Raw genomic sequence first — 24,910 nt, 5'->3', positions numbered from 1 at the left:
CAACCGCGCTACTTGCTCATAACCCCTTCGGGGTCGATCTTATCTTGAATCTTCTTGAGAGTACGGCGCAACAGGCGAGACACCTGGACTTGGGAGATACCAAGCTGCTCGGCGATCTCTATCTGCGTCATTCCCTGCAAGAACCTCAGGTCGATGACCTCGCGCTCGCGCGGGGAGAACCCCTTGAGAGCTTCCTCGATAATCAAGCGGTCATCAGTAAAGTTCAGAGCGGAATCCTCGGTAGCATAGCGATCGAGAACGCTGGGCGCGTCGTCGTTATCGTTGTTGCCGGTGCCCTCGAGCGGTACGGAGCTATAGGCAGAGGAAGACTCCATCGCCTCGAGAACCTCGTCCACGGACGCATCCAGATACTCGGCGATCTCCTCGATCTTGGGCGATCGCTGAAGCTCGGTTGTAAGCACGTCCGTAGCCTGGTTTACCTTTGCGGAAAGCTCTTGAAGGCGCCTGGGGACTCGAACGCTCCAACCCTTATCGCGAAAATGTCGCTTGATCTCGCCCATGATGGTGGGCGTTGCGTACGTGGTGAATTCAAGGCCACGGCTAGGATCAAAACGGTCGATCGCCTTGAGCAGGCCAAGATAACCCACCTGGATAAGGTCGTCGAGCGGCTCGCCGCGGTTCTTAAACTTGTTTGCAAGGAAGCGGACGAGGTTCATGTGGGACATCACGAGCTTTTCGCGTGCCTCGACATCGCCCTCCTCTTTATAGCGTCGGAAGAGCTCGTGGGTCTTTTCCTTGTCCCACGCCGCCTTTCCAGACTTTGTTGCGCGTTGGGTATCTGCCATTACACATCAGCCTTCAGCATAAGCACTAGAGTTGCGGGGTCCTCCCGCTTCTCATAGGAGTCGCAAACGGCACCAAGGATCAGGTCGACGTACGCTGACGTGGGATCCTCTTCAGAGGGCTCTGCAAACGCAACGTCGCCAAGCTCAAAGGTCATGCCCACGTGTTCGGAATCAACATCAAAGGAAATCGAAAGGTCCGCACCGGGCTCGGTGGAGCAGGCGTAGATGAACGCTTCCTCGGCAGCCATGCGAATGTCCTCGATGCGGTCCACGGACATGGACGAGAGCATAGCGACGTTAGAGGCGGTCATACGCACCAGGCGTGCAAAAGAGGGGTCGGCCTGAACGGTCAAGCATACTGGACACGAATTAGTCATTGGAGTCCTCCCCGGCGGTGCCATCGGAATAGGTGAAGTAACGGTTAGCGGGAGCCTCGATAGGAGCGGGCTCGGCATCCGCGCGAGTGTCCGCATCCTCTGCGGCGAGCGCATCGGAAGCGTCGGCGTCCTTAGGTTCTGCAGACTCAGAAAGCGCGCGCTTGGCAGAGGCCGTGCGATGCTTCTTGCCCAGAAGCCGCTGGACCTTCTCGGTCGCGGCGTCGGCGATCCCGGAGACGGCGTCCGACGCAGTAGAAACCGTACAGGTTACCTGCGAGACATCGCGAAGCACGCCGTTAATCTCAATCAAGTCCGCAGACAGCGCTTCGATAGCGACGCTCCCCTGCTTGAGCAAAGGCTCCACCTGGGACAACGCGGGCTGCAAATCATCGACGACGCCGTCAAGCTTGGCGATGACGGGGCGTGCCTCGCCAATGGCCTCGTTAACCTCGTTCATGGTCTTGTCGAGAGTGTCGACGGTGGTGCGGGCGCGGCGAATGGTCAGTGCGAGTTCGACCACGGCCCAGATACCTGCGGCGACAAGTACAATCAGGACGATTTGGATAGGCTCCATGTTGCCTCCAAGTAGTTACGGTTGATACTCAGGTGCATACCGCCAAGCGACATACGCTGTGTATGGTACCCCATGCAAGGGCAGGCTAACCTAACCCCAATACCAGCTCCACGGGAAGGACCAAGACCGCGATCCCGGCAACGCGGGCGGCGGAGAACAGTCCTTAGTCGACTTTCGGCGCGCGTCCGCTACGGTCGCGGGCAGACTGCTCCACCCGCCATTCTTCCCAGCCCCTGCCGGCGGGCTTCCAAAACGCCCCGCGTTCGAGCCCCTCTGGAAGGTAGCGCTGTTCCACCCATCCTTCTGGATAGTCATGGGGATACAGGTAAGGACCGTATTCATCGGAACCGGGACGATGCCGGTCGCGCAGATGCACCGGAACCTCGCGCTGACCGCTCGAGCGCACATCCGCCAGCGCGGCATCTATCGCGGCTTCGCACGCATTCGACTTGGGCGCGAGCGCGTTATAAATAGCGGCTTGCGCCAAATTGATCCTGCACTCCGGATACCCAATGACCTCGGCGGACTTAAAGGCAGCTTCGGCCACCAGAATAGCCTGGGGATCAGCGTTGCCTATGTCCTCGGAAGCGGCGATAAGGATGCGACGGGCGATGAACTTGGGATCCTCACCCGCATCGATCATGCGAGCTAGCCAGTATACGGCGGCGTCCGGATCGCTACCGCGCATCGACTTGATAAAGGCGGAGATAATGTCGTAATGCATATCCCCGGACTTGTCATAGGACAAACCTCGGCGGGGATTGGCGACACGGACATCCTCTAGCGTAATGGCGCCGCCATCGCCGTCTCCCCCGGTAATCGCAATCTCGCTGGCAAGCTCCAACGTGGTCAGCGCACTTCGAGCATCCCCCGCCGCCAGCATGCAGACGGCGTTCACCACCTCGTCGTCCATGGTGAACCGGCCCGCAAGCCCCCGCGGATCTTGCAACGCGCGCCGGATGAGCTTCTCGACGTCATCGTTGCGCAGATGCTCTAGCTCCACCACGCGACTACGCGACAGCAGAGCAGAATTCACCTCAAAGTACGGATTCTCCGTGGTAGCTCCGATCATGACGACCGTGCGGTTCTCCACCGCGTGGAGCAGGGCATCTTGCTGAGAGCGCGAAAAACGGTGGATCTCGTCGATAAACAATATGGTACGGCGGTCAAAGGACATCAGGCGTCGCTTAGCCTCATCGATCTCGCGGCGCAGGTCCTTTACCGTACCGGTCACGGCAGATACCTCGACAAACTCGCTGCGCGTATGCGCGGCTATGATATGGGCGAGCGTGGTCTTGCCCGTACCCGCCGGACCGTACAAGATCACGCTCGACATAACGTCGTGCTCGATGGCGGAGCGCAGCCACGACCCCGGGCCGACGGCCTTCTCCTGACCGACGTAATCATCAAGGCTGGTGGGCCTCATGCGTACGGCGAGTGGCGCGTTGCGCAGCTGGGTGGCGCGCTCATGTTCAGAAAACAAAGTATCCATGCAAACCATTCTTCACAAAGGGGTGATCGAACATACGCCCCCAACAAGAGACACTACACCCTAGCAGACTTCGTTGATGTACGTCCTGCGAGGGAACTTTAAATCAGGGAAGAGTTTGGATGCGAGCTCGGCAAAATAGCCGTCAGTCATGCTTGCGATGTAGTCCACCACGGTTTGATGGGGATCCTCTCGCCACCGATAGGTTTTACCGTAATGGGCGAGCGTGCGCTCGATGCGGTCGATATGGTGACGGAAGATGAAGCTCGTGCGATCCTCGTCCAAAACATCGCGCAAGAAATAGTCGTACATAAGCGCAAACGCACGACCCAGCACCTCCTCGCGCTCCCCCTCGATACCGCTTGAGCGATAAATCTTCTTGTAATTTTCAGCTTTTGCACGGCGAATCTCCTTGAACATCGCCTCGCTCATCTCGATGCGATCCTTGCCATAGCTGTTCTCAATGATGTCAACTGACGCATGCGTCAAAATCCAGGAATTATATTTGCCACCAAGGCCGTCATCGAATGCGTCCTCGTCCAAAAGCCCCGCCTCGATAGCATCTTGCCGGTCTCGCCCAACGTAAGCGATGATGTCGGAGATGCGGACCACGCACCCCTCGAGCGTCATGGGACGAAGATGGCCGATAGCGGCGCCACCAAGCTCGCAACAATTCTCGACCGCTTGATCGAGCTCATCAAAAGAAGAAAGACCCGACAGCTCGAAAACCCGTTGTTCGTACTCGCCGTTGTGGCATAGCGCGCCGTCAAGCGTCTGAAGCGTGAGGTTTCGTCCATACAGGCGATCCATCACGCGAACGGAATGAACGTTATGGAAAAACCACTTGCCGGTTCGATCGCGATACACGTCGTTAAGGAAACGCTCGCCAGCGTGACCAAACGGGGTGTGCCCCAGATCGTGTCCCAACCCTATCGCTTCGATAAGATCGCAGTTGAGGCCCAGAGCGTAGCCGATATCCCTTGCGATGCGCGCGACCAGCTGGACATGCAGGCCTCGACGCGAGAGATCATCGTTGCTCCTAAAGCTGAACACCTGCGTTTTGCCGGCGTAGCGGTTATAGGCTGGCAGGTGCAGGATCTTCTCGGTATCTCGGACAAAGGCGGGGCGCCACAGGCTACCGTGGTCCTGGACGCGGTCGACGCGCCTTATGGCATCGGCGTCTTGCGTTTTGCAGGGGTTGGTCCAACCGCGACGGCGGTCGTCAACCATGCGTTGGACTAGCGCGTCGGAAAGGGAGGAGGGCATGCCATCAAGCCCGGCACGCAGGGAGTTGTCTACCAGAGTCATGATCCTTAGTCCTCTCGTAAGCTCTTTTGCCCATAATCGCACAAAGCGCGGACAACGGGGGCCTAAAACACCATGCTGCCATCCAAACGTGACCAAACGGAGGGGCAAACAGCTAGAACGACGGCAAACGTGGGCAAAAGCAGGGGAAGCAACGGCAGTGACTTCAGCCTTCGAGCCAGGCAGATGACCGCCAGCAGCACCATGGAGATGCAAAACGAGATCAAAGCCGCCATTGGCGATATCAACGCTAATATCGCCAACGCCTTAACGTCTCCCATTCCCAAGCCCGAGCATCCAGACACCCGTCGCCAAATGAATTCAAACAACATGAGCGCATTAAAAAGAACGATGCCACAAAAGACGTGTGCGAAGAAAGTCTGCGCAGGATACAGCGAGCGCGCCAGGACCACGGCGACAAGCGCCATGAAGGCGGCAAGACTGTTGGGGAGCCTACACGAGCGCGCATCAATCACCACTGCAGCGGCCATGGATGCCGCAAACACCCCCGCCAAACCAAAGATAACGATACCGCGCGCGCCCTCCATGGCTCCCCCCCCTCTCGCCACGCACATGCCGAATTTAAATGTATCGTTACCCAAATTAAGAGTGCCTATAATAGTCGAGTATCCATTCAGACCAAGCATCGCGAAAGGGGCAAAGCGCCGTGAACGCAACCGAGCACCCAAATCAAACCATCACAACGCAGCGTCCAGTGGAAAGCGCCAGCGCTTCTACCCTGCCCCAGACCAATTCTTCACGCTTCGCCTACATCCTCACGGCTTCCGTGCTGGGCCTTATCACCCTGTTGGCGCTCGCGATCACGCTGCTTCTCTACACCGCGTTTTCGACTTATTATTTCTCGACGGACGTGCCCAGCTACCTCTATGAAGAGGATGACCATGACGCATGGGGTCCGCAATGGGACGAGGATGACTTCGACTTCGACGATGGCTATGGCTTCATGAGCGATACCGCCATGAATTTGTAAGGAATGGCCCGATCCGCGAGGTTTGATGCCTAGGCAAACGCCCAAAATGAAGGCGTATCCGATTCCGATGGCAGCTGAACCCCTCCAGGCGGGGATCTTAGGATTATGCAGCTCCAATCAGGTGCTCAACGAGCCCCGCAGTATGGTTCACCATGCATTACAGATGCTATTTAAGCAACTATTTACCTGAGTATGGCAGAACAAGTTGCTGAACATGTCCGAAAGTACGCTCGAAAACCTCTCGACAGCGCACACCCAAGCCTGAAAAGACCAAAATGAGCCCAACCGAGGGGCCCGTTCCGTTGAAATAAGCTCGCACGAAATCCAGCCTTACCCACTTCGTGGCACTAAGCTGCCATGGCGAACGGGGACGGTTCTTCACCTTGCATAATCGATGTATAACACACCACGAATCCGCAGCTAATTAAAACACAGTATGCAAACCATCAGCTTTGGCGACAAAGCAGCGCGACCAAGGCCGACCGCCTCTGCGACACCAGAGTTACCGTGCCCCCTGGATGACCTCATCAAGCGTGACGGAGACATCATGCGGCGTGGGAACCCAGTCGACCTTGAGGAACAAGGCTGCAACCGTCAACGGAATATACGTAAACATAAAGAGCGGGAACGTGAACAAGTTAGCCACGATCCTCCATTTCGCAGGGCAATGGATATGCCTGAACTCAGTGATGGTTGTGAGCAGACCCATGGCGAAAAACGTGACGTACATAAAGCCAAGCGTAAGCAAAAGCGAGCCTATGCACATTTCAATCTCGGCATCTGTAGCCAAGAACCCATGCGACATCATGCCGACGATGATAAAGGTGCCGTTTGCAAGCAGGGAGATCAACGTCAAGAGCATGCCGGGGGCGATAGTCATAAGCAGGTCATAGGCCGCGAAGCGACGGAACTTGCTAATAGCTTTGAGCAGGTGCCTGCCATACGTAAAGAACACCTGATAAAAGCCTTTAGTCCAACGCATGCGCTGTTTCCAGGAAGCGGAAAGCGTCAGCGGTTGCTCATCATAGAATTCAGCGGGGGCATAGCCGATGCGAACGCCGTGCACGGCGCAAAACGTAGAGAACTGGATATCCTCGGTAAGCGTATGGAAGTCCCAGCCGTGCATTCCCTCGATAATCTTGGAAGAAACAAGGTAGCCGGAACCGGATACCGCGCATGAGGTGCCCAAGATCATGCGGGCGTTGTTGAGATAACGGGCCTCGCGTAAAAACCAGGTCGCGTAAGCGGACGAAATCCACGAGCTGCCAAAGTTCTTGGAATTGCGGTAGCTGGTAAGTGCGAGATAACCCTGGTCGAACGCATCGTTCATAATCGATACGTAGTCGCGCGACAACAAGTTATCCGCATCAAAGATGAAGAACGCTTCGTGCTTGCCGGGGTATTCACGCAAGATACGGTCAAAACCATAATCCATAACCCAGCTCTTTCCCTTTCGAGCGAGGTCGTTGCGCTCATAGACAATGGCACCGGCGTCTCGCGCGGCCTGAGCGGTGTTATCCGTGCAGGCGTCAGCGACCACAAAGATATCAATCAGCTCTGCAGGGTAATCCTGGTCCTTGATCGATTGAACTAGGTTGGCGATCACGGGCTCTTCATTGTGGGCCGCGATAAAGAACGCATAGCGATGCTGCTTTGCAGCCTTGGGCACCTTGACCTCGCCGTGAAACAGCCCGACAAGCATATAGATGACCTGGTAGAGGAAGCAGACGGTGAACAGGACACCGATCACAAAATTGAAAACAACGATGGGCGCCAAAGGTCTCTCCCGATCATCTAGGTAAATCGATACATTCATTTCAGTGTACTGCAAGGCCGCGTGAGCTGCGCTCGCAGAGCAAGCCAACATGCAAAGGATGCAAATTATTAATCTTCAAGCAAGCCAAGCATGGGGACTATACGCTCACCCGCCTCGGTCCGCCCAAGGCTGGTGGGAGCGAGCTCGTCCAAGACCGCCGCCAAATCCCAAGGAAGCTCATCGAAGCGCTCGATCTCTTCTCCCGTAACCGGATGGGCGAACTTGACGCGCCAGGAATGGAGGAACTGGCGCTGCAGGCCGTAGTTGGCGCGGTCGTTGCCCTTTCCGTAGAGCGGGTCACCCACAAGCGGATGCGCGATATGACGCATATGCACGCGAATCTGGTGCGTACGCCCCGTATAGAGATGGCATTCAACAAGGGTGTAGCCATCGTTGCCGCGCGTGGCCTCAAAGCGCTCGAGTACCTTGAACGTGGTGATTGCCTGACGTGCAAAGGGGTCGTCCGTCACGGCCATCTTGACGCGGTCACGCGTTGAACGCGCGATGCCGGTATTGATGGTGCCCGCATCATGCGCGATGTAGCCATGGCACAAAGCGATATAGCGGCGGTCGAGCGTACGCAGGCGAATAAGGTCCTGCAGGGCGCGCTGGGTATCATCGTCCTTGGCGGCAAGCATGAGACCGGACGTGTCGCGGTCGAGCCTATGCACTATGCCGGGACGGTCCTCGCCCTGCAAGGTGCCCAAATGCTCGATGCCGCAGTGGTAGACCAAAGCGTTTGCGAGCGTGCCCGAGTCATGCCCGTGAGCCGGATGGCACACCAGGCCGCGCTGTTTTGAAAGGACGATGAGATAATCGTCCTCATAGCGGATATCCAACGGAATGGGCTCGCCTGCAACAACTCCAGGCTCCGGCTCGTCCGGAAGTTCGACGGAAATTCTGTCACCCGCCTGAACAGACTCTTTTTTAGACAGGACCGTTTCACCATTAAGTGCCACCGATCCGCCTTCAATCAGCCGCGCGCACGCGCTGCGCGAGGGCATACCGTCTTGTGACCCCAGATAGGCATCCAGACGACAGCCTGCATCGGAAGCATCAACAAGGTAGTGGGCATCCATTGCCATTAGCGATCACTCCCGTCTTCAGCACCAGCCTGCATGTTGTTATCGTTGTGCTCGCGCGCGGCGGGCGAGAAGAACATAAAGCCGATGAACGCAATCGCCACGCCGCACGTGATACCGATATCCGCCACATTGAAAACGGGAAAATCGATAAAGCGGGTCGCAAAGAAATCCGTCACAAAGCCAAAGACCAAGCGGTCCATTGCGTTGCCGATGGCTCCGCCCACAACCATGCCCATACCTAGCACCTCGAGCCGTGAGATCTCAGGCGCGCGAAGAAGGTAAACGAGAACAAAAGCAGTAACGCCCACGGCGAGCAGAACGAACACCCAACCCATGCCCTCGCCCAGGCCAAAAGCGGCGCCTCGGTTGGCGACAAACTCCAGGCCGAGCACACCGGGAATGACCTCCACGCTGAAAAAGCCCGTCATGACGGCGCGGCGAACAATCATCTTGGAAACCTGATCAACCACCAGGAACACCAATGCCATGGCCCCGGAGACAAGCAGGCGCCATACCATGGAGGGAACAAGCGCGCCTTTGCTAGAAAAGCCTCTATTGTTAGAACGGGTAGATTCCATCTGCCTCTTTCCTTATAACCGCGAACTGGACTATAGGGTACCCGAATAAAACGGTGCAAAAAGCGGCGCCCCCGAAACCCCAGAAGAGGAGCACGGAGACGCCGCGCAAAACACGTACGAATCTTGGAGAATAGCCCTAACGATTCGCCGCATCGACTATGAGATTACAAACCCAGGGCCGCAGCGCAGCGATCGCAGATATGCTCATGCTCTCCGTGGGCGCCGGTGGACTCGCGGAAGTTCCAGCAGCGATCGCACTTCTCACCGTGTGCCGCCTCGACGGTGGCGGAGAAGTCCTCGCCCTGCTCCAGATCGACCTCGGAAACAATGTAGAACTCCGCAAGATCGCAGGCATGCTCGCCGGTGAGAAGCGCGTAGGCCTCGGCAGGGACGGTAGCCTTCACGCGAACCTCCTGGCTCTTGGTGAACGAGCCGTCGGCGCGAGCGTCCTCAAGCGCCTTGGTGACCACACCGCGAAGCTCGATAGCCGCCTCGAGAACGGGAAGCAGGTCAGAAGCCTCGTCCATGGACAGCGGGGAGCGGTACCAGTCGAGCATGGCGGCGTAGGTCTGATTGTCCACCAGACTCTTGGGAGCGAACGCCATGGCCTCGTCCACGGTGTAGGACAAGATGGGCTGCAAGTCGCGCATGAGCATGGAGAGGAGCTCTGCCAGAACGGTCTGAGCGCTGCGGCGGGACACGGAGTCGACGCCGTCGCAATACAGACGATCCTTCAGAGCATCCAGGTAGACGTTGGAGAGCTCGGTCACCACAAAGTCATAGAGCACGCGGTAGACGCGGTTGAACTCATAGCGCTCGTAAGCGGCATCGACTTCTGCCTGCACCTGGGTCAAGCGGGCGAGCATGAGCTTGTCGAGCGGCATAAGATCGGCGATGGCGACCGCGTCGCGCTCGGGCTCGAAATCGTCCCCCAGAACGGAGAGCAGGAAGCGCAGGGTGTTGCGGAAACGACGGTACGCGTCGGAGGTGCGGGCGAGAATCTCATGGTCGCAGGCGACGTCCGTGGACGTATCCACGCTGGAGACCCACAGGCGCACGATGTCGGCGCCCATCTCGTCGCAGATCTTGTTGGGGTCGATGACGTTACCCAGAGACTTGGACATCTTGCGGCCCTGGCCGTCCAGGGTGAAGCCCTGGGAGATGACAGCCTTGTACGGAGCGACGCCGTTTGCGCCCACGCTAGTCAGAAGCGAGCTCTGGAACCAGCCGCGATGCTGGTCGGAGCCCTCCAGGTAGACATCAGCCGGGTACTTGAGCTCGGGGCGGAACTCGCAGACGGCCTTCCAGGAGACGCCGGAATCCCACCACACGTCCAAGATGTCGCGATCGGCCTTGAGGTGATGGCCGCCGCACTTGGGGCAAACGCAAGCGCCGCCAAGATAGCTTTCGGGCGTATCCGTGAACCAGGCGTCGGAACCCTTCTCATGGAAGAGCCTGATGACCGCGTCGAGCGTGTCGTCATTCATAATCTTCTCGCCGCAGTCCGCACAGGTGTAGCTGGGAATGGGGACGCCCCAGTTGCGCTGGCGAGAGATGCACCAGTCGGGACGCTGCTCAACCATGGCGCCGATGCGGTTGGAAGCGTGCTCGGGATACCAAGCGACGTGGTTCTTCACCTGGTCCAAAGCGGTCTCGCGCAGGCCCGTCTTGTCCATGGAGACGAACCACTGGTCGGTAGCGCGGAAAAGCACGGGATTCTTGCAGCGCCAGCAATGCGGGTAGCTGTGGGTGATCTTCTTTTCTGCCACCAGGGTACCGCGCTCGCGCAAGAACTCAATGATATGCGGGTTGGCCTCGTCGGTGTCCATGCCGCTGAACGGGCCGCCGGTACCGAAGTCCTCGCCCACGTAGAAGCGACCGTCGTCGTCGACGGGCATGCAGATGTCCATGCCCTCCTTGAGGCAAACGTAATAGTCGTCCACGCCGTGACCGGGCGAGTTGTGGACGATACCGGTACCGTCTTCGGTGCCGACGTAGTCAGCAAGAAGAGCGACGCCTTCGACGCCGTCGAAGACGGGTTGCTTGTAATGCAGGTGATCGAAAGTCTCGGCGGGAACCTCATAAGGCTTGCCGTCGACCATGACCGGGGTGTATTCCCAGCCGGCGATCTCGCAGACCTGCTCGGCCAAGGACTTCATCATGATCTCGGCGCGTCCCTCGTGCTCCACGGCGACGTAGATGGCCTCGGGCTTGAGCGAGACCGCCTGGTCGGACGGGATGGTCCACGGGGTGGTGGTCCAGATGACGAAGTCCACGGGGCCGTCGAAGTTCTCAAGGCCGGCGGGCTTGGAGGTCAGCTCGAAGCGGACGTAGATGGAGGGGCTGGTCTCATCGCCGTACTCGATCTCGGCTTCGGCCAATGCGGTGTGGCAGTGCTTGCACCAGTGAACGGGCTTGTGGCCGCGATAGATCATACCGGCATCGAACATCTCCTTGAAGACCTCGATGTCCGCGGCGTCGTGCTGATGGTAGAGGGTGAGGTAGGGGTTATCCCAATCGCCCAGCACGCCCAAGCGCTTGAAGCCCTCGCGCTGCAGGTCGATGTTCTCGACGGCGAACTTGTTGCAAAGCTCGCGGATCTTATCGACCGGGGTCTGGTTGAACTTCTCGGTTCCCAGCATCTCCTCGACCTTGTGCTCGATGGGCTGGCCATGGCAATCCCAACCGGGCACGTAGGGGGTCTGGTACCCCTGCATGGAGCGGTAGCGGTTGATGATGTCCTTGGAGATCTTGTTCATAGCGTGGCCCAGGTGGATGGGGCCGTTCGCGTACGGAGGGCCGTCATGCAGGACAAACTTGTCATGCCCCTCGTTTTTCTTCATGAGCTGCTCGTAGACATGGTTGTCCTGCCAACCCTTCAGGCGGACAGGCTCGGACTTGGCCAGACCGGCGCGCATGGGAAACGCCGTCTTGGGCAAGTTCATGGTCTTCTTGTACTCGTTCGCCACAAGTACCCCTTTCATCTCACGGACACAAAAAAGGCGCCCGTCCCTGCAAGCTGGGACGAAGCGCCTTCCATAAAACCGCACAAAACGGTAGCGTTTCGCTATACCACCCAGCTTAGAGGTCACGCTCTCGCGCTCCCCTCAATACTCGGCTGGCCTATAACGGCGGCCATCCCGGCGACGTCTACTAAGAAGCGCAAAGCATTCCGTTGGGGCCGCGGCTCCGGGGTGATATTCTCCTGGGCGCGCGCGTCCGGCTCTCAGCATGCCGAACTCTCTGTAGCACGCGTGGTCCAAGGTACTCGTCCCCTTCAACGCCTGTAGTCCGACATCATAGCACGGAGCGGGCGCGCGTCATGCGAAAGTATACGGCGACCATGCACTCTCCCCCATTTTCATAAACGCGAAACACGGGCAATAGCAAATCGATGGACGATAAACGAGCGACGCTATAAATCGGCCACGTCGACAAGGCGAACCCCCGCATCGTCCAGCGCCCGGGCGAACAGCCCCTTGCCTGTGACAAGCGTGCCGGAAAACGTGCCGTCGTAGACTTGATGCACGCCGCAACTAGGGCTGCGCGACTGCAAGATGGCAGCCTCCACCTCGCCGGCCTCGATAGATCGACGCAAGCGATCCATAACCGTGGCGACGCCCGCGCGGTACTCGGCATCCACGCTTACGCCCTCCTTGTTGATCACCTCGCCGTTGACAATCTCCGCGGGCGGGCGCGGCGTTGGAAGCCCTCCCGCCACCTCTGGGCACACGCCCACCGCTTCGATGTCATCGCGCGCGGCAAGCAGCTCTAGCAACCTCTCACTTTTGTTGCTTCCCCCGCTGTACTTGCAGCACTCGCCCAACAGACAAGCGCTTACAACAACTTTCTTCATGTCACCATCACACCCAACAACTTGAGCCGACCCTCAAACATATCTAATGAGCGCCTTTATTTCTGCAGCCACATCATGTGACGCGCGCACCAATTAACTGAGAACGCATAGAACACAATTTACAGTACAGAAATCAAAATGCGTTTCGCAATGAAAATCAATCGCAATAACTACCATAGCCCACAGTATACGTGCGCGGATTGGAGTGCCATGAGAAATATCCAGATGAGTGATTACACGGTGGGAGAAGATTGCTTTGGCGCGGTCCCAGCCGCCCTTGCGAGCTATCGCGCCAAGTCGGTAGTCCTGGTGGGCGGCAAGCGTGCCCTGTCGGCAGCGGCACCCATGATCTTGAAGGTCCTGGAAGGCACCGATATCGAGGTTCTGGATACCATTGTCTACGGCACCGATTCAACCGAAAGCACCATCGCGACGCTTGAGGCCAACCCCTCTTTCCAGCAGGCGGACGTCGCCTTCGCCATCGGCGGCGGCAAAGCCATCGACACCGTGAAGACCGCGGCGATCGCCACCAAGAAGACGGTTTTCTCCGTACCCACCATCTGCTCAAACTGCTCGAGCGCCACGGCCATCGCCGTTGTCTACCACGATGATCACTCGCTGAAGTGCTACTCCTACCCGGACGCACCGGCGCACATCTTCATAAATCCCGCCATCATCGCAAACGCTCCCCAGGAGTATTTCTGGGCGGGCATTGGAGACGCGCTCTCCAAGCAGCCAGAGGTAGAATACGCAACCGGTGCAGGCAACCTTACCCACACCGGCGCGCTAGGCCTAGCCCTCGCACACACCTGCTCGGCGCCGTTGTTCACCTACGGCGAGCAGGGTCTCGCAGACGTTCGAAACAACACCGCCAGCGAAGCCGTCAAGCAGATTGCACTCGATATCGTAGTCAACACCGGCTACGTTTCCAACCTTACCAACCAACCGGATTTCTACTACAACTCCTCGCTGGCCCACGCGTTCTACAACGCGACCACCGGCGTGCCGCGCGGCGGCAAGACACATCTTCACGGAGAGGTCGTGAGCTTTGGCGTCTTAGTGCTGCTCTCATACATTGGCGACCAGGAGGGATTGGCCCGCTACGCCGCGCTGAACAAGAAGCTCGGCCTGCCCACCACCTTGGCGGAACTCGACCTTACCGAGGAGCACCTGCCCCGCATTGTCGAGCTCGCCCACAACACCAATGAGTGGAAACAAGGCAACCCGCAGCCCTTTGAGGACGAGAAGTTTGTAGAGGCCATCAAGGCCGCCGACGCATATGGACGCGCCCTCGCATAGCTCGCGATCAATCCGCCCGCACCCTAGTTTCAAATAAACCCGCCGCCATCCAGGATACAGATGACAGCGGGTTTTCCATTCATATCGGAATCGATCGATCTTGAGCGATGTTGCAAACTTGATAACACGGCAAGCACATCGTGGAAATACAGGGTCCTACTCAGCCTTGACGCGCAGATAGATCTGGCGATGCCCGGAGTCATCTGAAGGCTCGTCGAACTCGTAGACGCCCAGCGATTTCAAAAACGGACGAAGCTTCTTAAAGCCGTAATTGCGCACGTCAAAATCTGGAAGACGACGAGCGAGCTGGTCTCCCAACTGGCCAAGGCTCACCCAGCCGTCATCATCTGAGAACTTGTCGATGATGGCGTTGATGGACTCGCGGATCATGCGCATGTGACGACGGCGGTCCGCCTTGCTCATCTGGCCAAACTCTACCTCGACGGCATCCGCCTCCGCCTCACCGGGGAACTCTGCGGACACCTCGGCAAGCGCGTCGGCATCCCCGGGCATATCTCCTGCCGGCACTGCGAACACTCCCCTGTCGCCGGGACGGCGGCGAGCCCGGCGCTGGGCGGCACCCGCGTCCGCAGCATCTTCGATATCGGCTGCAACCTCGATCAGGGCGTCGCCCTCATTCCTATCGATTGCGAGCTCGGCATCGGCGTCTTGAGAACGCTCGGCAGCACGAGATTGCTTGCGACCGCGCGAGCGCGCGCGGCGCTTCTTTACCGGCACTTCCAGTTCCTCGTCCTCATCAGCTTCTTCTTCGCTGGCGCGAGCAGCCAAAAGCAGGTCGAGGTATTTGAACTGGTTGCATGCGGAGATAAAGGGGCGAGGCGTCTTTTGCTCGCCCATGCCTATGACGTACATGCCGCTTTCGCGCAGGCGGGCGACCAAGCGCGTGAAATCGGAGTCCGAGCTCACGATCGCGAATCCGTCGACCGTACCCGAATACAGGATGTCCATCGCATCGATGATCATCGCGGAGTCCGTTGCGTTCTTACCAAAGGTGTAGCTGTACTGCTGCATGGGGATGATGGAGTTATCCAGAAGGCACTTCTTCCAACTGGAAAGCCTGGGGCTGGTCCAATCGCCGTAGATGCGCTTATAGGTTGCGACGCCGGCGTTAGCGACCTCGTCCAAAACAATCTGAACATATTTCTCGCTTACGTTATCTGCATCGATAAGGATAGCGAAGCGAAGATCGGGTTCCCTATTCAAGAGAGCCCCCTTTCTAAATGGGTGCAATATATGGGTACGGTGGCACGCCGCGGATGCAGCCGCCACCGAAAATAATTCCGCGCCCATTATACCCACGGTACGCGCGCGTCTATAACAAAAGGAACCCTCCCATATTCCACGCGCTGCGCAAAGCAAGCATGGAGATACAGGAGGGACCCGTCAACGGTTTTAGAAAACGCGATTACTGCTTAGGCATCAGCGGGTTCTCGCGGGTAAGAAGGTTCATGAACTCGTCGCCAGTGATGGTTTCCTTCTTATAGAGGTAGTGGGCGAGCTCATGTAGCTTGAACTTGTTCTCCTTCAAAATCTGCATAGCGCGCTCATGAGCCTCGGTGATCAGCTTCAAAACAGCCTCGTCAACGCGCTCGGCGGTGCCGGGAGCGCAGGTAAGCGAGGTATCCTGGTTGAGGTAGGCGTTCTGGACGGTACCCAGCGCCATCATGCCAAACTCGTCGGACATGCCAAAGCGCGTGATCATGTTGCGCGCCAGCTTGGTGGCCTGCTCGATATCGTTGGCGGCACCCGTGGTCATCTCGCCAAAGATAAGCTCCTCAGCCGCACGACCACCGCAGTAGACTGCCAGCTTGTCGAGGACCTCCTGCTTGGTGGTCAAGAACTTCTCGTCCGCCTCAACCTGCATGGTGTAGCCCAGCGCGCCGGAGGTACGCGGAACGATAGTGATCTTGGTAACGGGAGCGGAGTCCATCTGGCTTGCGGCGACGATAGCGTGACCGATCTCGTGATAGGAAACAACCTGCTTCTCGTGATCGGACAGCACCGTGGACTTACGCTGCTGGCCGGCGATAACCACCTCCACCGACTCCTCGAAGTCCTCCTGCGTGGCACGTTTGCGACCCATGCGCACGGCGCGAAGCGCGCCCTCGTTGATGATGTTCGCGAGGTCGGCACCGGAAGCGCCGGGCGTAGCGCGGGCGATAGCGGAAAGGTCGATAGGCGGCTCGGTCTTAACGTCCTTGGAATGCAGCTCCAAAATGGCCTTGCGGCCGGTAAGGTCGGGCAGCTCGACGGGGACGCGGCGGTCAAAGCGGCCGGGTCGAAGCAGAGCGGGGTCAAGGCTGTCGGGGCGGTTGGTCGCAGCGAGAACAACGATGCCCTTCTGGTTATCGAAGCCGTCCATCTCGGTCAGCAGCTGGTTGAGCGTCTGCTCGCGCTCGTCGTTGCCGGAGAACCCGCCGCCATCGCGCTTCTTGCCAATGGTGTCGATCTCGTCGATGAAGACGATGCAGGGCGCCTTCTCCTTGGCTTGCTTGAACAGGTCGCGAACCTTGGCGGCGCCGCGACCGACGAACATCTCGACAAACTCCGAACCGGAGATGCTGAAGAACGGAACGCCCGCCTCGCCGGCGACTGCCTTGGCAAGCAGCGTCTTACCGGTGCCCGGAGGGCCTACAAGCAGGGCACCGCGGGGAAGCTTGGCGCCAATCTCCTCATAGCGCTTGGGGTTCTCGAGAAAGTCGACAACCTCCTTCAAGGACTCTTTGGCCTCTTCCTGGCCGGCGACGTCCTTGAAGGTGACGCCGACATCTTTGGACGCGACGATGCGCGCGCCGGACTTGCCCAGGCCTCCGCCCATGCCGCCAAAGCCGCCGCTACCAAAGTTCATCGAAGGGTTGTCATCGCCCATAGCCTTCTTCATACGGCGGTTGAGCCACCAGCCTGCAAGGAAGAAGATAGCGATGGGCAACACCACCGTAAGCAGGATATAGGTCATATAGCCGGAGTTTTGGTCCGGAATATCGACCGTGGTGTCCGCCCCGGATTCGCGGATGAGGGTCCAGATGCCGCTATCACCCGCAGGCACCGTGGTGCGATACGCGATATCCTTCTCGCCCTCAAGCTGATACAGGGCAACAGATGAGGCATCCTGCGTATACTCCAGGTTGCTTACCTCTTTTGCCTCAAGCTTCTCAACAAAAGTTGAGTAGCTCACGTCCTCCACCTTGACGCCAGTTTTCATGCTAGGGAACAGCACCTGGCTCATAACAAGGTAGACAACAAAGGCGATGAGAACGTAAAGGACCATATTCCTTCTACGTTTATGATCATCCATCTCCATACGTTGTTTCTCCATCCCAAAGGGTTTGCAATGGTTTAATGGTACCCACAGAGCAAAACGATAGTCTGATACTTCCTTAAGGAGCACCTAAGATGACGCATCTCGACACTGGCAAGGTCCAGATCTACACGGGCGATGGAAAAGGTAAAACCACCGCGGCCATGGGTCTGGCGTTTAGGGCGACCGGCTACGGCCTCAACGTTTTGATGCTGCAATTTGTAAAGAAGCTACACTGCTCGGAGCACGATGCAGCCGCCCGCTTTGGCCTACCCATCATCCAGGCAACGCGCGCCACGCCCGCAGAATGCGCCCAGCAAATTATGGAGATGGCGCGAATAGCTCTCTCAGATGACGGCAGCGCCGAAGACGAGCAGGCCTCCCCTGATTGCACGCTACCCTGCCCCACCCCGGTTGACGTGTTGATTTTGGACGAAGCGGGAGAGGCGATGCGCAGGGGCTTTGTCACCCGTGAGGACATCGAGCGTCTGATTTCCTTGAAGCCGCAGACCACGGAGCTGGTTCTTACGGGCCGCGGCCTGACGCCGCTGGCGGACCTTGCCGACCTGGTGACGGAAATGCGTCCCGTAAAGCACTACTTTGATGAAGGGCTTCTCGCCCGCAGGGGAATCGAGTATTAGGCGGCCCCTACAGCTGAACCTCCAGACGGGCGGCCTTCTCCTCTGCATGGGTTAGCCAGTGGCCAAAGTGATGGTAGGCGACAAAGAGGGCCGCCGTGAGGATCCATGTCACGGGGTAGACCAGCAGCATGGTCTCGACCGTATGGTGCATGGGCACCACGACCAGCAGCCACACCACGCGAAACACGCAGGTGCCCAGGATGGTGAGCAGCATGGGGCGGAAACTCTCGCCGGAACCGCGAATGGCGCCAGACGTGTTGTCGACGACTGAGTAGAACAGGTAGAACGGCGCGATGAAATGAACCATCTTTGCCGTGTAACCCGTGACCGCGGGGTCATCGATAAAGATACGCGCCAAGGGTTCGACGAAAACAACCAAGAACAGTGACAGCGAGCCCACCAAGAACACGGTAATGACAAGCGAGGTGTGGTAACCCTGGCGCATGCGCTTGTAGTTGCGCGCGCCAAAGTTCTGAGCTGCGAACGTGGTGATGGCGACGCCCAGCGCCTCCGTTACCATCCATACGATCGCGTCGAGCCTGCCCGAGAGGCCCCAGCCGGTGACGGCGTCGACGCCAAACGTGTTGACGGTGGACTGCATGATGATGTTTGAGACCGAGTAGACGCTGGACTGAATCGCAAGCGGCATGCCGCAGGAGAGCATGGAGCGACAGATTCGTCCATCGACGCCAAGCTTGCGTATATCGAGACGCCAGGCGCCCTTGGCGCGCATGAGGCGATAAAGCACGCAGCAGCAGTTGATGAAGATAGTGGTAGCTGTGGCTATGCCGCAGCCCAGCGCCTCCAGACCCAGCCATGCCACAAGGATGAGGTCGAGAATCACGTTGATGACGCAGCCGCTGGCGATGATGAGGGCGGGAGCGCGGGTATCGCCCACAGCGCGAAGCAGGGCGGTCCCCATATTAAGCAAGAGCGCGAACACCATTGCGCCAAAATAGCAGCGAGAATAGGATACCGACTCCCACATGAGCTCTTGGGGCGTTTCCATAAACTGAAGAATCTGGGGGATGAAGATCACACCGGCGACCGACACGATAAGGCCCAGGACCAGGGCGATGGTCATAGCGGTGTGGACGGAACGCGAAAGGCGCTCGTCATCGTGCGAGCCAAAGAACTGCCCCGTAATGACCGCGCAGCCAGCTCCAAGGCCGACGGAGAACCCGACCGCGAGCTCAGTCAGGCTCATGGTCGCCTGGATGCCGCCCAGCGCGAGCTTGCCGCCAAACTGGCCCACGATAAACGTATTGATAAGGGCGTACGATTGCTGAAAGAACGATGCGAAGAAGATGGGAACGCAAAGCGCTATGATCTGCTTCCAGATAACGCCCTGCGTGACGTCGATCGAACCACTTGTCCCGCGCTTACCCATGCTTCTCCCCCGAACACACGATGTGCGCCCATCCCCCGACGCATATGCTCCAATATACCAAAAAGAGAGTACGCCCCCATGCTTCACGGCACAAGGGCGCAATCTAGATGCAGTAGGCAGAGGTCTATAAAACGGTCGCAGATGTCGACAAGCGGCATGCGGGCAATCTTAGGATCGCTTGGCGGGGATGATCTCGATCCAGAATCCATCCGGATCCTCGATAAAGTAGATGCCCATGCGCTCGTTGACCTTCACCACGCAGCCCATCTGGGTGTGGTGCGCAAGCGCCGCGTCGTAATCGTCCACGATAAACGCGAGGTGAATGTCTCCGCCGCCGTTATCATAGGGCTCGGTGCGGCCGAGGTTCCAGGTGAGCTCCAGCTGGTAGTCGGTCTGGTCGTTTTTTAGGAAGACGATCTTCCAAGAGCCGTCCTCCGGACCCTTCTCGCGGACGGGCTCCAAACCCAGGGCCTCCTTGTAGAACGCCAGCGAGGCATCGAGGTCAAGAACGTGCACTTCCGTGTGGACCATCTTGAAATTCATGGCAACACCTTTCTAACTCAACGGAAAAGCGCTCGACAAAAGCGAGCGCTCAAGTAGGCTATAAGATTATAAGGCACAAGCTAGTAGCGACCGGGTTGGTAGTGATATGCGTTATCAACATGGGGACACAGCTGCCAAAACGCCACGGCGGAGGCAGCCGCCACGTTGAGCGAGTCCACGCCGTGCGCCATGGGAATACGGACCGCGCGGTCGCAGCCAGCGATGGTCTTGGCTCCCAGACCCTGTCCCTCGGTCCCCATAAAGATTGCAAGGCGGGGCTCGTGCTGCAGCACGGGGTCGTCAAGCGAAACGGAATCGTCCGTCAACGCCATGGCAGCGCAAGAGAAACCGGCGCCATGCAAGGCATCCAATCCATCATGGGGCCACGCGCGCGCCTCTGAACCGATCCTGGTCCAGGGAACCTGAAAGACCGTGCCCATGCTCACGCGCACCGCTCGGCGGTACAGCGGATCGCAGCAGGTGGGGCTCACCAGGATGCCGTCGACGTTGAGGGCGGCGGCGCTGCGGAAGATGGCACCCACGTTAGTGTGGTCCACAATGCCCTCTAGCACGCACACGCGCACGGGCCGCTCGCCCGCGTGCTCGCAGATGCCGCGTAAAAACGCGTCGGCAGGCTCCAAGCGGGGTCGACGCATAGCGGCAAGGGCGCCCCGAGTGACCGTGAAGCCGGTGAGCCGCTCCATCAGCTCCATGGGAGCCACAAACACGGGAACGCTCTCTTTTGTATCGAGCGTCTCAAGCAGCGGAAGCAAGAAGTCCAGCCAGCGCTCCCCCATCAAGAAGCTGATGGGTTCCATGCCGCCAGCGAGCGCTCGCTCGATAACCTTGGCGCTCTCTGCGATGAAGATGCCCTTTTGGGGTTCCAGCACGCTACGGAGCTCGCGTTCGGTCAGACGCGTGTAGGCATCGAGCCTGCTATCGTCCAGGGAATCGATATGGATGATCTCGGGAGCCATTACTCAGAATCCGCCTTGGAGTCGGCGTCGTCCACGGACGAGGATTCCCGGCGAGATGCCTGCGCAGCGGGCTTTTTAGACTTACCGGTGATCTTTTTGGCAGAGCGCTTGATATTGGACATAAGGCCGCCTGCCGGGTGCGCCTCCTGATAAGCGCGGCGCTTCTTGTACTGCTCGTATTGCTCGTCCAAAATATCGCCGTAGTCATCGAGAAGCTTCTTGTAGAACTCTAGGCACGCCTGGATATCGTCCTGGTTGGGGCGGCCCTTATTCATGCCGCCCATAAACTTGTACGGTCCCCACGTATCGAAGCCGGCGCAACCCCAGCAGGCCAGGAAGACGGCGCGCTTCATGCGGCAGATGCCATCGATATCCTTGCCGTACCACTTGCTGGAACCGCCGTAGGTGATGAGGCCGAAGATCTTCTGCCCCTCGTTGATGGTGTGCTCCATGACGCGCGCCAGGTCATCGTCGATCTTGCCGTAGTAGATGCCCGTGGCTATGCCCACCAGTGGGCACTCGTCCAAGTCCGGATACTCGTTCTTGCCCAGCGCGGCGACATCGATGGCGTCGACGTTGTCGAAGTTTGCCACAACGGCATCGACAAGTTTCTTGGTGTTGCCATGGTGCTTGGAACGGTATAGGATGACGGTCTTCATGGAGCGGGCCCTTCAACGAAGCCGGGCCGCTCGGGCCCGGACACAATGCGACGTATAGATTGTATGATACCCCAGCGGGCGAAGATTTACCCCTGCTGGCGGCGCTGATAGGTGGCAAAAGAGAAGCTCACGCCCTCATCGCCTTCGCCGCGACCCAAGATAATGGGTTCGGTCTCATCTACAAGCTCCCAGGCCTCATCTTGGTCAAGATTGGGAAAATAAGCGTCAGCCGCGCGTAGGCAATGGTTTTTGGTGACCACCGCGCGCTCGCAATACGGCAGGAGCTGTCGATAGACCTGGCCGCCGCCGATAACCCACGCCTCGTCCTGGTCGCATACGAGGTCGAGCGCCGCATCGACGCTATGCACCACCTCGACTCCCTCTCTATGAAAAAAGGGGTCGTGCGTGAGGACGATGTTTAGGCGGTTCTTTAAGGGACGTCCCCCGGGAAAGCTCTCAAGCGTCTTGCGGCCCATGATGACGGGGTGTCCCGTTGTTGTGCTCACAAAATGGCGCATATCCTGCTTGTTCGCGACTACCATGCCGCCATCGCGGCCGATGCCCCAATCATCGCAGACGGCGACGATTGCTGAAAGTTTGCAACTCAAAGCGAAATCCTCCCTAAACGGCGATGGGGATGTTCTTGACCTGGGGGCCGTGGTTGTAATCCTCGACGATCAGGTCATCGGTGGTGAAATCGTAGAAGTTCTGGACGTTGGGATTGAGCGACACGCGAGGAGCCGGATACTGCGGCCGCTCGATAAGCTCGCGGACGATATCGACATGGCGATCGTAGATATGAGCATCGACGATAACGTGGAGCAGCTCGCCGGCAACCATATCGACATGGCGGGCGACCATCATGAGCAAGATGGCGTACTGGCACACGTTCCAGTTATTAGCCGCGAGAATATCCTGGCTGCGCTGCATGAGAACCATGTTGAGAACGGGCTTCTCATCCCCTTCGCCCTGCGTGACGTTGTAGGTAACGCTATAGGCGCACGGATACAGGTTCATCTCATGCAGGTCCGCAAACGTGTACATATTGGTCATGATGCGACGGGAGAACGGCGTGTGCTCGAGGTCGTACAGGACGCGGTCCATCTGATCGAACTCGCCCTCGCGATAGCTCGACTTCTGGGCGATCTGGTAGCCGTAGGCCTTGCCAATTGAGCCCGACTCATCGGCCCACTGGTCCCAGATATGGCTGTTGAGATCGTTGATGTTGTTGGACTTCTTTTGGTAGATCCACAAGATCTCGTCCATAGCGCTCTTGAGAGCGGTGCGACGAAGCGTCAACGCGGGAAATTCCTCACGCAGGTCATAGCGGTTGGTGACGCCGAAGTTCTTGATGGTGTAGGCCGGGGACCCGTCCTCCCAGCGGGGTCGAACCTTTTCGCCCTCCGTGGTGGTGCCATGATCCAGAATATCCTTGCACATAGAGACAAAGAGCTGATCAGCCTTGCTCATGGGAGACTCCTTTCCTGATCGTCGGGACGCATTATGTCAAATAGGGATGGTCAAGGCGTTAACCGACGTGTATGGCTTTACCCCCGTAGGGGGAACCTCAATCGGCGCAAAGAGGCGCCGCACGCACATTCTAAACAAAACGGGCGGTCAACGGCCGAGGCCGCGAACCGCCCGCGAAAATGCACCTTGCAGCTATCGCTAGCGCTTGTTGCGCATCTGCTGCTCCATGGCGCGCAGCATATCCATATCGCTGCCACCGCGACCCATGGCGCCAAACGGGTTGCCGCCGCCCATGCCGGGCATGCCGCTCATGCCAGGAATACCGGGCATGCGCATCTTCTTGCCCTTCTTACCCTTCTTGCCCTTTTTGCCAGAACCGGCCTGAGCCTGCTGCGTCATGGAGCGCATCTTGCCCATCATCTTGTTCATCTCGCCCCACTGCTTCATGAGGTTGTTGACGTCTGCCGGCGTGGTGCCGGAGCCGCGGGCGATGCGCGCACGGCGCTGGCCGTTGATGATGCTGGGCTTCTCGCGCTCCTCCTTGGTCATGGACATGATCATGGCCTCGTTGCGCTCGAAGATGCTCTCGTCCAGGTTGCCGCCCATCTGGTTCAAGGCCTTTTGTCCACCGGGGAGCATGCCCAGAATGCCCTTCATGCCGCCCATCTTCTTGACGGCGCGCATCTGGTCGAGCATGTCGTTCATGGTAAAGCCCTCGCGAAGCATCCGCTCCGCAGCCTCGAGCTGCTCGACATCGGCCATCTCCTGGGCCTTCTCGATGATGCCGATGACGTCGCCCATCCCCAAGATGCGTTTGGCCATGCGCTCGGGGTTGAAGACCTCGAGCGAGTCGGGCTTCTCGCCCATGGAAACGAACTTGATGGGCTTGCCGGTGACCTCGCGGACGGAAAGCGCGCCGCCGCCGCGTGCGTCGCCGTCGAGCTTGGAGATGATGACGCCGTCGAAGTCGGTGCGCTCGGCGAAGGTGGAGACCACGTTGACGATATCCTGGCCGGTCATGGCGTCGACCACCATGAGGACCTGGTCGGGCTTGACGGCCTTCTTGATGTCGACGGCCTCCTGCATCATCTGCTCGTCGATCTGAAGGCGGCCGGCGGTGTCGACGATGACCACGTCGCGCATGTGGTCGACGGCCTCGCGGATGGAGGCGCGAGCGATCTCGACGGGGTTTTGGCCGTCGCCGCGGAAGACCGGCACGCCGATCTCCCCACCGAGCGTGGCCAACTGGTCCGCAGCCGCGGGACGGTAGACGTCGCAGGCGGCCAGAAGCGGGCTTTTACCCTGCTTCTTGAGCAAGTAGGCGAGCTTCACCGCAGCGGTGGTCTTACCGGAGCCCTGCAGGCCCACCAGCATGATGACATTGGGGATGCGGTTGGAGAGGACGAGCTTGCTCTCCGTCGAGCCCAAAAGCTCGATGAGCTCGTCCAAAACGATCTTGACCACGTTTTGCGCGGGCGAGAGGGACTCCATGACCTCGGCGGTCATGCAGCGCTCCTTGGTGCGGGCAACAAAGTCCTTGACCACCTTGAAGTTGACGTCCGCCTCCAGAAGCGCCATGCGGATGTCGCGCATCGCGCTGGTGATATCCGCCTCGGTGAGCTTACCCTTGCCGCGCAAGCGGTCAAAGGTATCTGTCAGGCGATCGGACAGGCTATTGAACATGGGTCCTCCCCCACTCGAACAATCTTTTCACTGGCAGGTGATTATACGGCAA

23 protein-coding genes are annotated in these 24,910 nt (G+C 58.6%); 3 read left to right on the top strand and 20 right to left on the bottom strand.

Translation table 11 applies throughout. The features are described 5' to 3' along the window. Positions 1–8: 8 nt before the first annotated feature. From B3H65_RS03925 to B3H65_RS03900, 6 genes are all read right to left on the bottom strand, one after another. Entirely contained in the window at positions 9–806 is a 798-nt protein-coding gene (locus B3H65_RS03925) for an RNA polymerase sigma factor SigF (protein WP_009140518.1), read from the bottom strand. Then, positions 806–1,183, bottom strand: a complete 378-nt coding sequence (locus B3H65_RS03920; RefSeq protein ID WP_009140519.1) for an ATP-binding protein — start codon at positions 1,181–1,183, stop codon at positions 806–808. The genes B3H65_RS03925 and B3H65_RS03920 overlap by 1 nt, the downstream gene beginning before the upstream one ends. Beyond that, entirely contained in the window at positions 1,176–1,757 is a 582-nt protein-coding gene (locus B3H65_RS03915; RefSeq protein ID WP_286684205.1) for a hypothetical protein, read from the bottom strand. The genes B3H65_RS03920 and B3H65_RS03915 overlap by 8 nt, the downstream gene beginning before the upstream one ends. Positions 1,758–1,920: 163 nt before the next feature. After that, positions 1,921–3,249 (bottom strand): replication-associated recombination protein A, encoded by a 1,329-nt coding sequence (locus B3H65_RS03910; RefSeq protein WP_286684204.1) that lies wholly within the window; start codon positions 3,247–3,249, stop codon positions 1,921–1,923. A 60-nt stretch (positions 3,250–3,309) separates the two neighbouring features. Further along, complete coding sequence (locus B3H65_RS03905) at positions 3,310–4,554, bottom strand: deoxyguanosinetriphosphate triphosphohydrolase family protein (RefSeq protein ID WP_286684203.1); 1,245 nt, start codon at positions 4,552–4,554, stop codon at positions 3,310–3,312. Positions 4,555–4,616: 62 nt separating this feature from the next. Continuing rightward, positions 4,617–5,099 (bottom strand): prepilin peptidase, encoded by a 483-nt coding sequence (locus tag B3H65_RS03900; RefSeq protein WP_286684202.1) that lies wholly within the window; start codon positions 5,097–5,099, stop codon positions 4,617–4,619. A 119-nt stretch (positions 5,100–5,218) separates the two neighbouring features. On the opposite strand from B3H65_RS03900, the gene B3H65_RS03895 reads away from it, so the two are divergent. Then, the gene (locus tag B3H65_RS03895; protein ID WP_286684201.1) at positions 5,219–5,542 is read left to right on the top strand and encodes a hypothetical protein; all 324 of its coding nucleotides are present in this window, start codon (positions 5,219–5,221) and stop codon (positions 5,540–5,542) included. Positions 5,543–6,044: 502 nt separating this feature from the next. On the opposite strand, the gene B3H65_RS03890 is transcribed toward B3H65_RS03895, so the two are convergent. From B3H65_RS03890 to B3H65_RS03870, 5 genes are all read right to left on the bottom strand, one after another. Then, positions 6,045–7,319 carry a glycosyltransferase family 2 protein gene (locus B3H65_RS03890; protein ID WP_286684200.1) on the bottom strand — a complete coding sequence of 425 codons (1,275 nt, stop codon included), beginning with the start codon at positions 7,317–7,319 and terminating at the stop codon, positions 6,045–6,047. A 107-nt stretch (positions 7,320–7,426) separates the two neighbouring features. Then, on the bottom strand, positions 7,427–8,443 hold the full coding sequence (locus B3H65_RS03885; protein ID WP_270480168.1) for an RluA family pseudouridine synthase: 1,017 nt from the start codon (positions 8,441–8,443) through the stop codon (positions 7,427–7,429). Continuing rightward, positions 8,443–9,021 carry a signal peptidase II gene (lspA, locus tag B3H65_RS03880; protein ID WP_286684199.1) on the bottom strand — a complete coding sequence of 193 codons (579 nt, stop codon included), beginning with the start codon at positions 9,019–9,021 and terminating at the stop codon, positions 8,443–8,445. The genes B3H65_RS03885 and lspA overlap by 1 nt, the downstream gene beginning before the upstream one ends. A 164-nt stretch (positions 9,022–9,185) precedes the next feature. Continuing rightward, a complete protein-coding gene (gene ileS, locus B3H65_RS03875; RefSeq protein ID WP_286684198.1) occupies positions 9,186–11,990 on the bottom strand; it encodes an isoleucine--tRNA ligase in 2,805 nt (934 codons plus the stop codon). 446 nt (positions 11,991–12,436) lie between these two features. Beyond that, positions 12,437–12,877, bottom strand: a complete 441-nt coding sequence (locus B3H65_RS03870; protein ID WP_278562057.1) for a DUF523 domain-containing protein — start codon at positions 12,875–12,877, stop codon at positions 12,437–12,439. A 210-nt stretch (positions 12,878–13,087) separates the two neighbouring features. Here B3H65_RS03870 and B3H65_RS03865 point away from each other — a divergent pair, with 210 nt between their 5' ends. Continuing rightward, positions 13,088–14,176 (top strand): iron-containing alcohol dehydrogenase family protein, encoded by a 1,089-nt coding sequence (locus B3H65_RS03865; protein WP_286684197.1) that lies wholly within the window; start codon positions 13,088–13,090, stop codon positions 14,174–14,176. Positions 14,177–14,332: 156 nt separating this feature from the next. Here B3H65_RS03865 and B3H65_RS03860 read toward each other — a convergent pair whose 3' ends face one another. Both B3H65_RS03860 and ftsH read right to left on the bottom strand, forming a co-directional pair. Beyond that, positions 14,333–15,400, bottom strand: coding sequence for an NYN domain-containing protein (locus B3H65_RS03860; protein WP_286684196.1), 1,068 nt, complete (start codon positions 15,398–15,400; stop codon positions 14,333–14,335). A gap of 202 nt (positions 15,401–15,602) precedes the next feature. Next, positions 15,603–17,498 (bottom strand): ATP-dependent zinc metalloprotease FtsH, encoded by a 1,896-nt coding sequence (gene ftsH / locus B3H65_RS03855; protein ID WP_286684195.1) that lies wholly within the window; start codon positions 17,496–17,498, stop codon positions 15,603–15,605. 92 nt (positions 17,499–17,590) lie between these two features. Here ftsH and B3H65_RS03850 point away from each other — a divergent pair, with 92 nt between their 5' ends. Next, positions 17,591–18,136, top strand: a complete 546-nt coding sequence (locus B3H65_RS03850) for a cob(I)yrinic acid a,c-diamide adenosyltransferase (protein WP_286684194.1) — start codon at positions 17,591–17,593, stop codon at positions 18,134–18,136. Positions 18,137–18,143: 7 nt separating this feature from the next. Here B3H65_RS03850 and B3H65_RS03845 read toward each other — a convergent pair whose 3' ends face one another. The 7 genes from B3H65_RS03845 to ffh form a co-directional block, all read right to left on the bottom strand. Next, positions 18,144–19,526 carry an MATE family efflux transporter gene (locus B3H65_RS03845; RefSeq protein ID WP_278562068.1) on the bottom strand — a complete coding sequence of 461 codons (1,383 nt, stop codon included), beginning with the start codon at positions 19,524–19,526 and terminating at the stop codon, positions 18,144–18,146. Between the two features lie 168 nt (positions 19,527–19,694). Next, the gene (locus B3H65_RS03840) at positions 19,695–20,069 is read right to left on the bottom strand and encodes a VOC family protein (RefSeq protein WP_286684193.1); all 375 of its coding nucleotides are present in this window, start codon (positions 20,067–20,069) and stop codon (positions 19,695–19,697) included. Positions 20,070–20,149: 80 nt separating this feature from the next. Continuing rightward, positions 20,150–21,046: a TrmH family RNA methyltransferase gene (locus B3H65_RS03835; protein ID WP_286684192.1), complete on the bottom strand. Its 897-nt coding sequence runs from the start codon at positions 21,044–21,046 to the stop codon at positions 20,150–20,152. Next, positions 21,046–21,705, bottom strand: coding sequence for a hypothetical protein (locus B3H65_RS03830; RefSeq protein WP_286684191.1), 660 nt, complete (start codon positions 21,703–21,705; stop codon positions 21,046–21,048). The genes B3H65_RS03835 and B3H65_RS03830 overlap by 1 nt, the downstream gene beginning before the upstream one ends. Positions 21,706–21,791: 86 nt before the next feature. Then, positions 21,792–22,313, bottom strand: a complete 522-nt coding sequence (locus B3H65_RS03825; RefSeq protein ID WP_286684190.1) for a dihydrofolate reductase — start codon at positions 22,311–22,313, stop codon at positions 21,792–21,794. 13 nt (positions 22,314–22,326) lie between these two features. Further along, entirely contained in the window at positions 22,327–23,175 is an 849-nt protein-coding gene (gene thyA / locus B3H65_RS03820; RefSeq protein WP_117679358.1) for a thymidylate synthase, read from the bottom strand. Positions 23,176–23,373: 198 nt separating this feature from the next. After that, a complete protein-coding gene (gene ffh, locus B3H65_RS03815; protein ID WP_117679357.1) occupies positions 23,374–24,858 on the bottom strand; it encodes a signal recognition particle protein in 1,485 nt (494 codons plus the stop codon). Positions 24,859–24,910 lie beyond the last annotated feature (52 nt).

The organism is Collinsella sp. UBA1693 (genome assembly GCF_002320115.1).
Taxonomy (GTDB): Bacteria; Actinomycetota; Coriobacteriia; order Coriobacteriales; family Coriobacteriaceae; genus Collinsella; species Collinsella tanakaei.
Note: the sequence above shows the minus strand (reverse complement) of the source record. Positions and strands in the feature narration are given on the sequence as shown.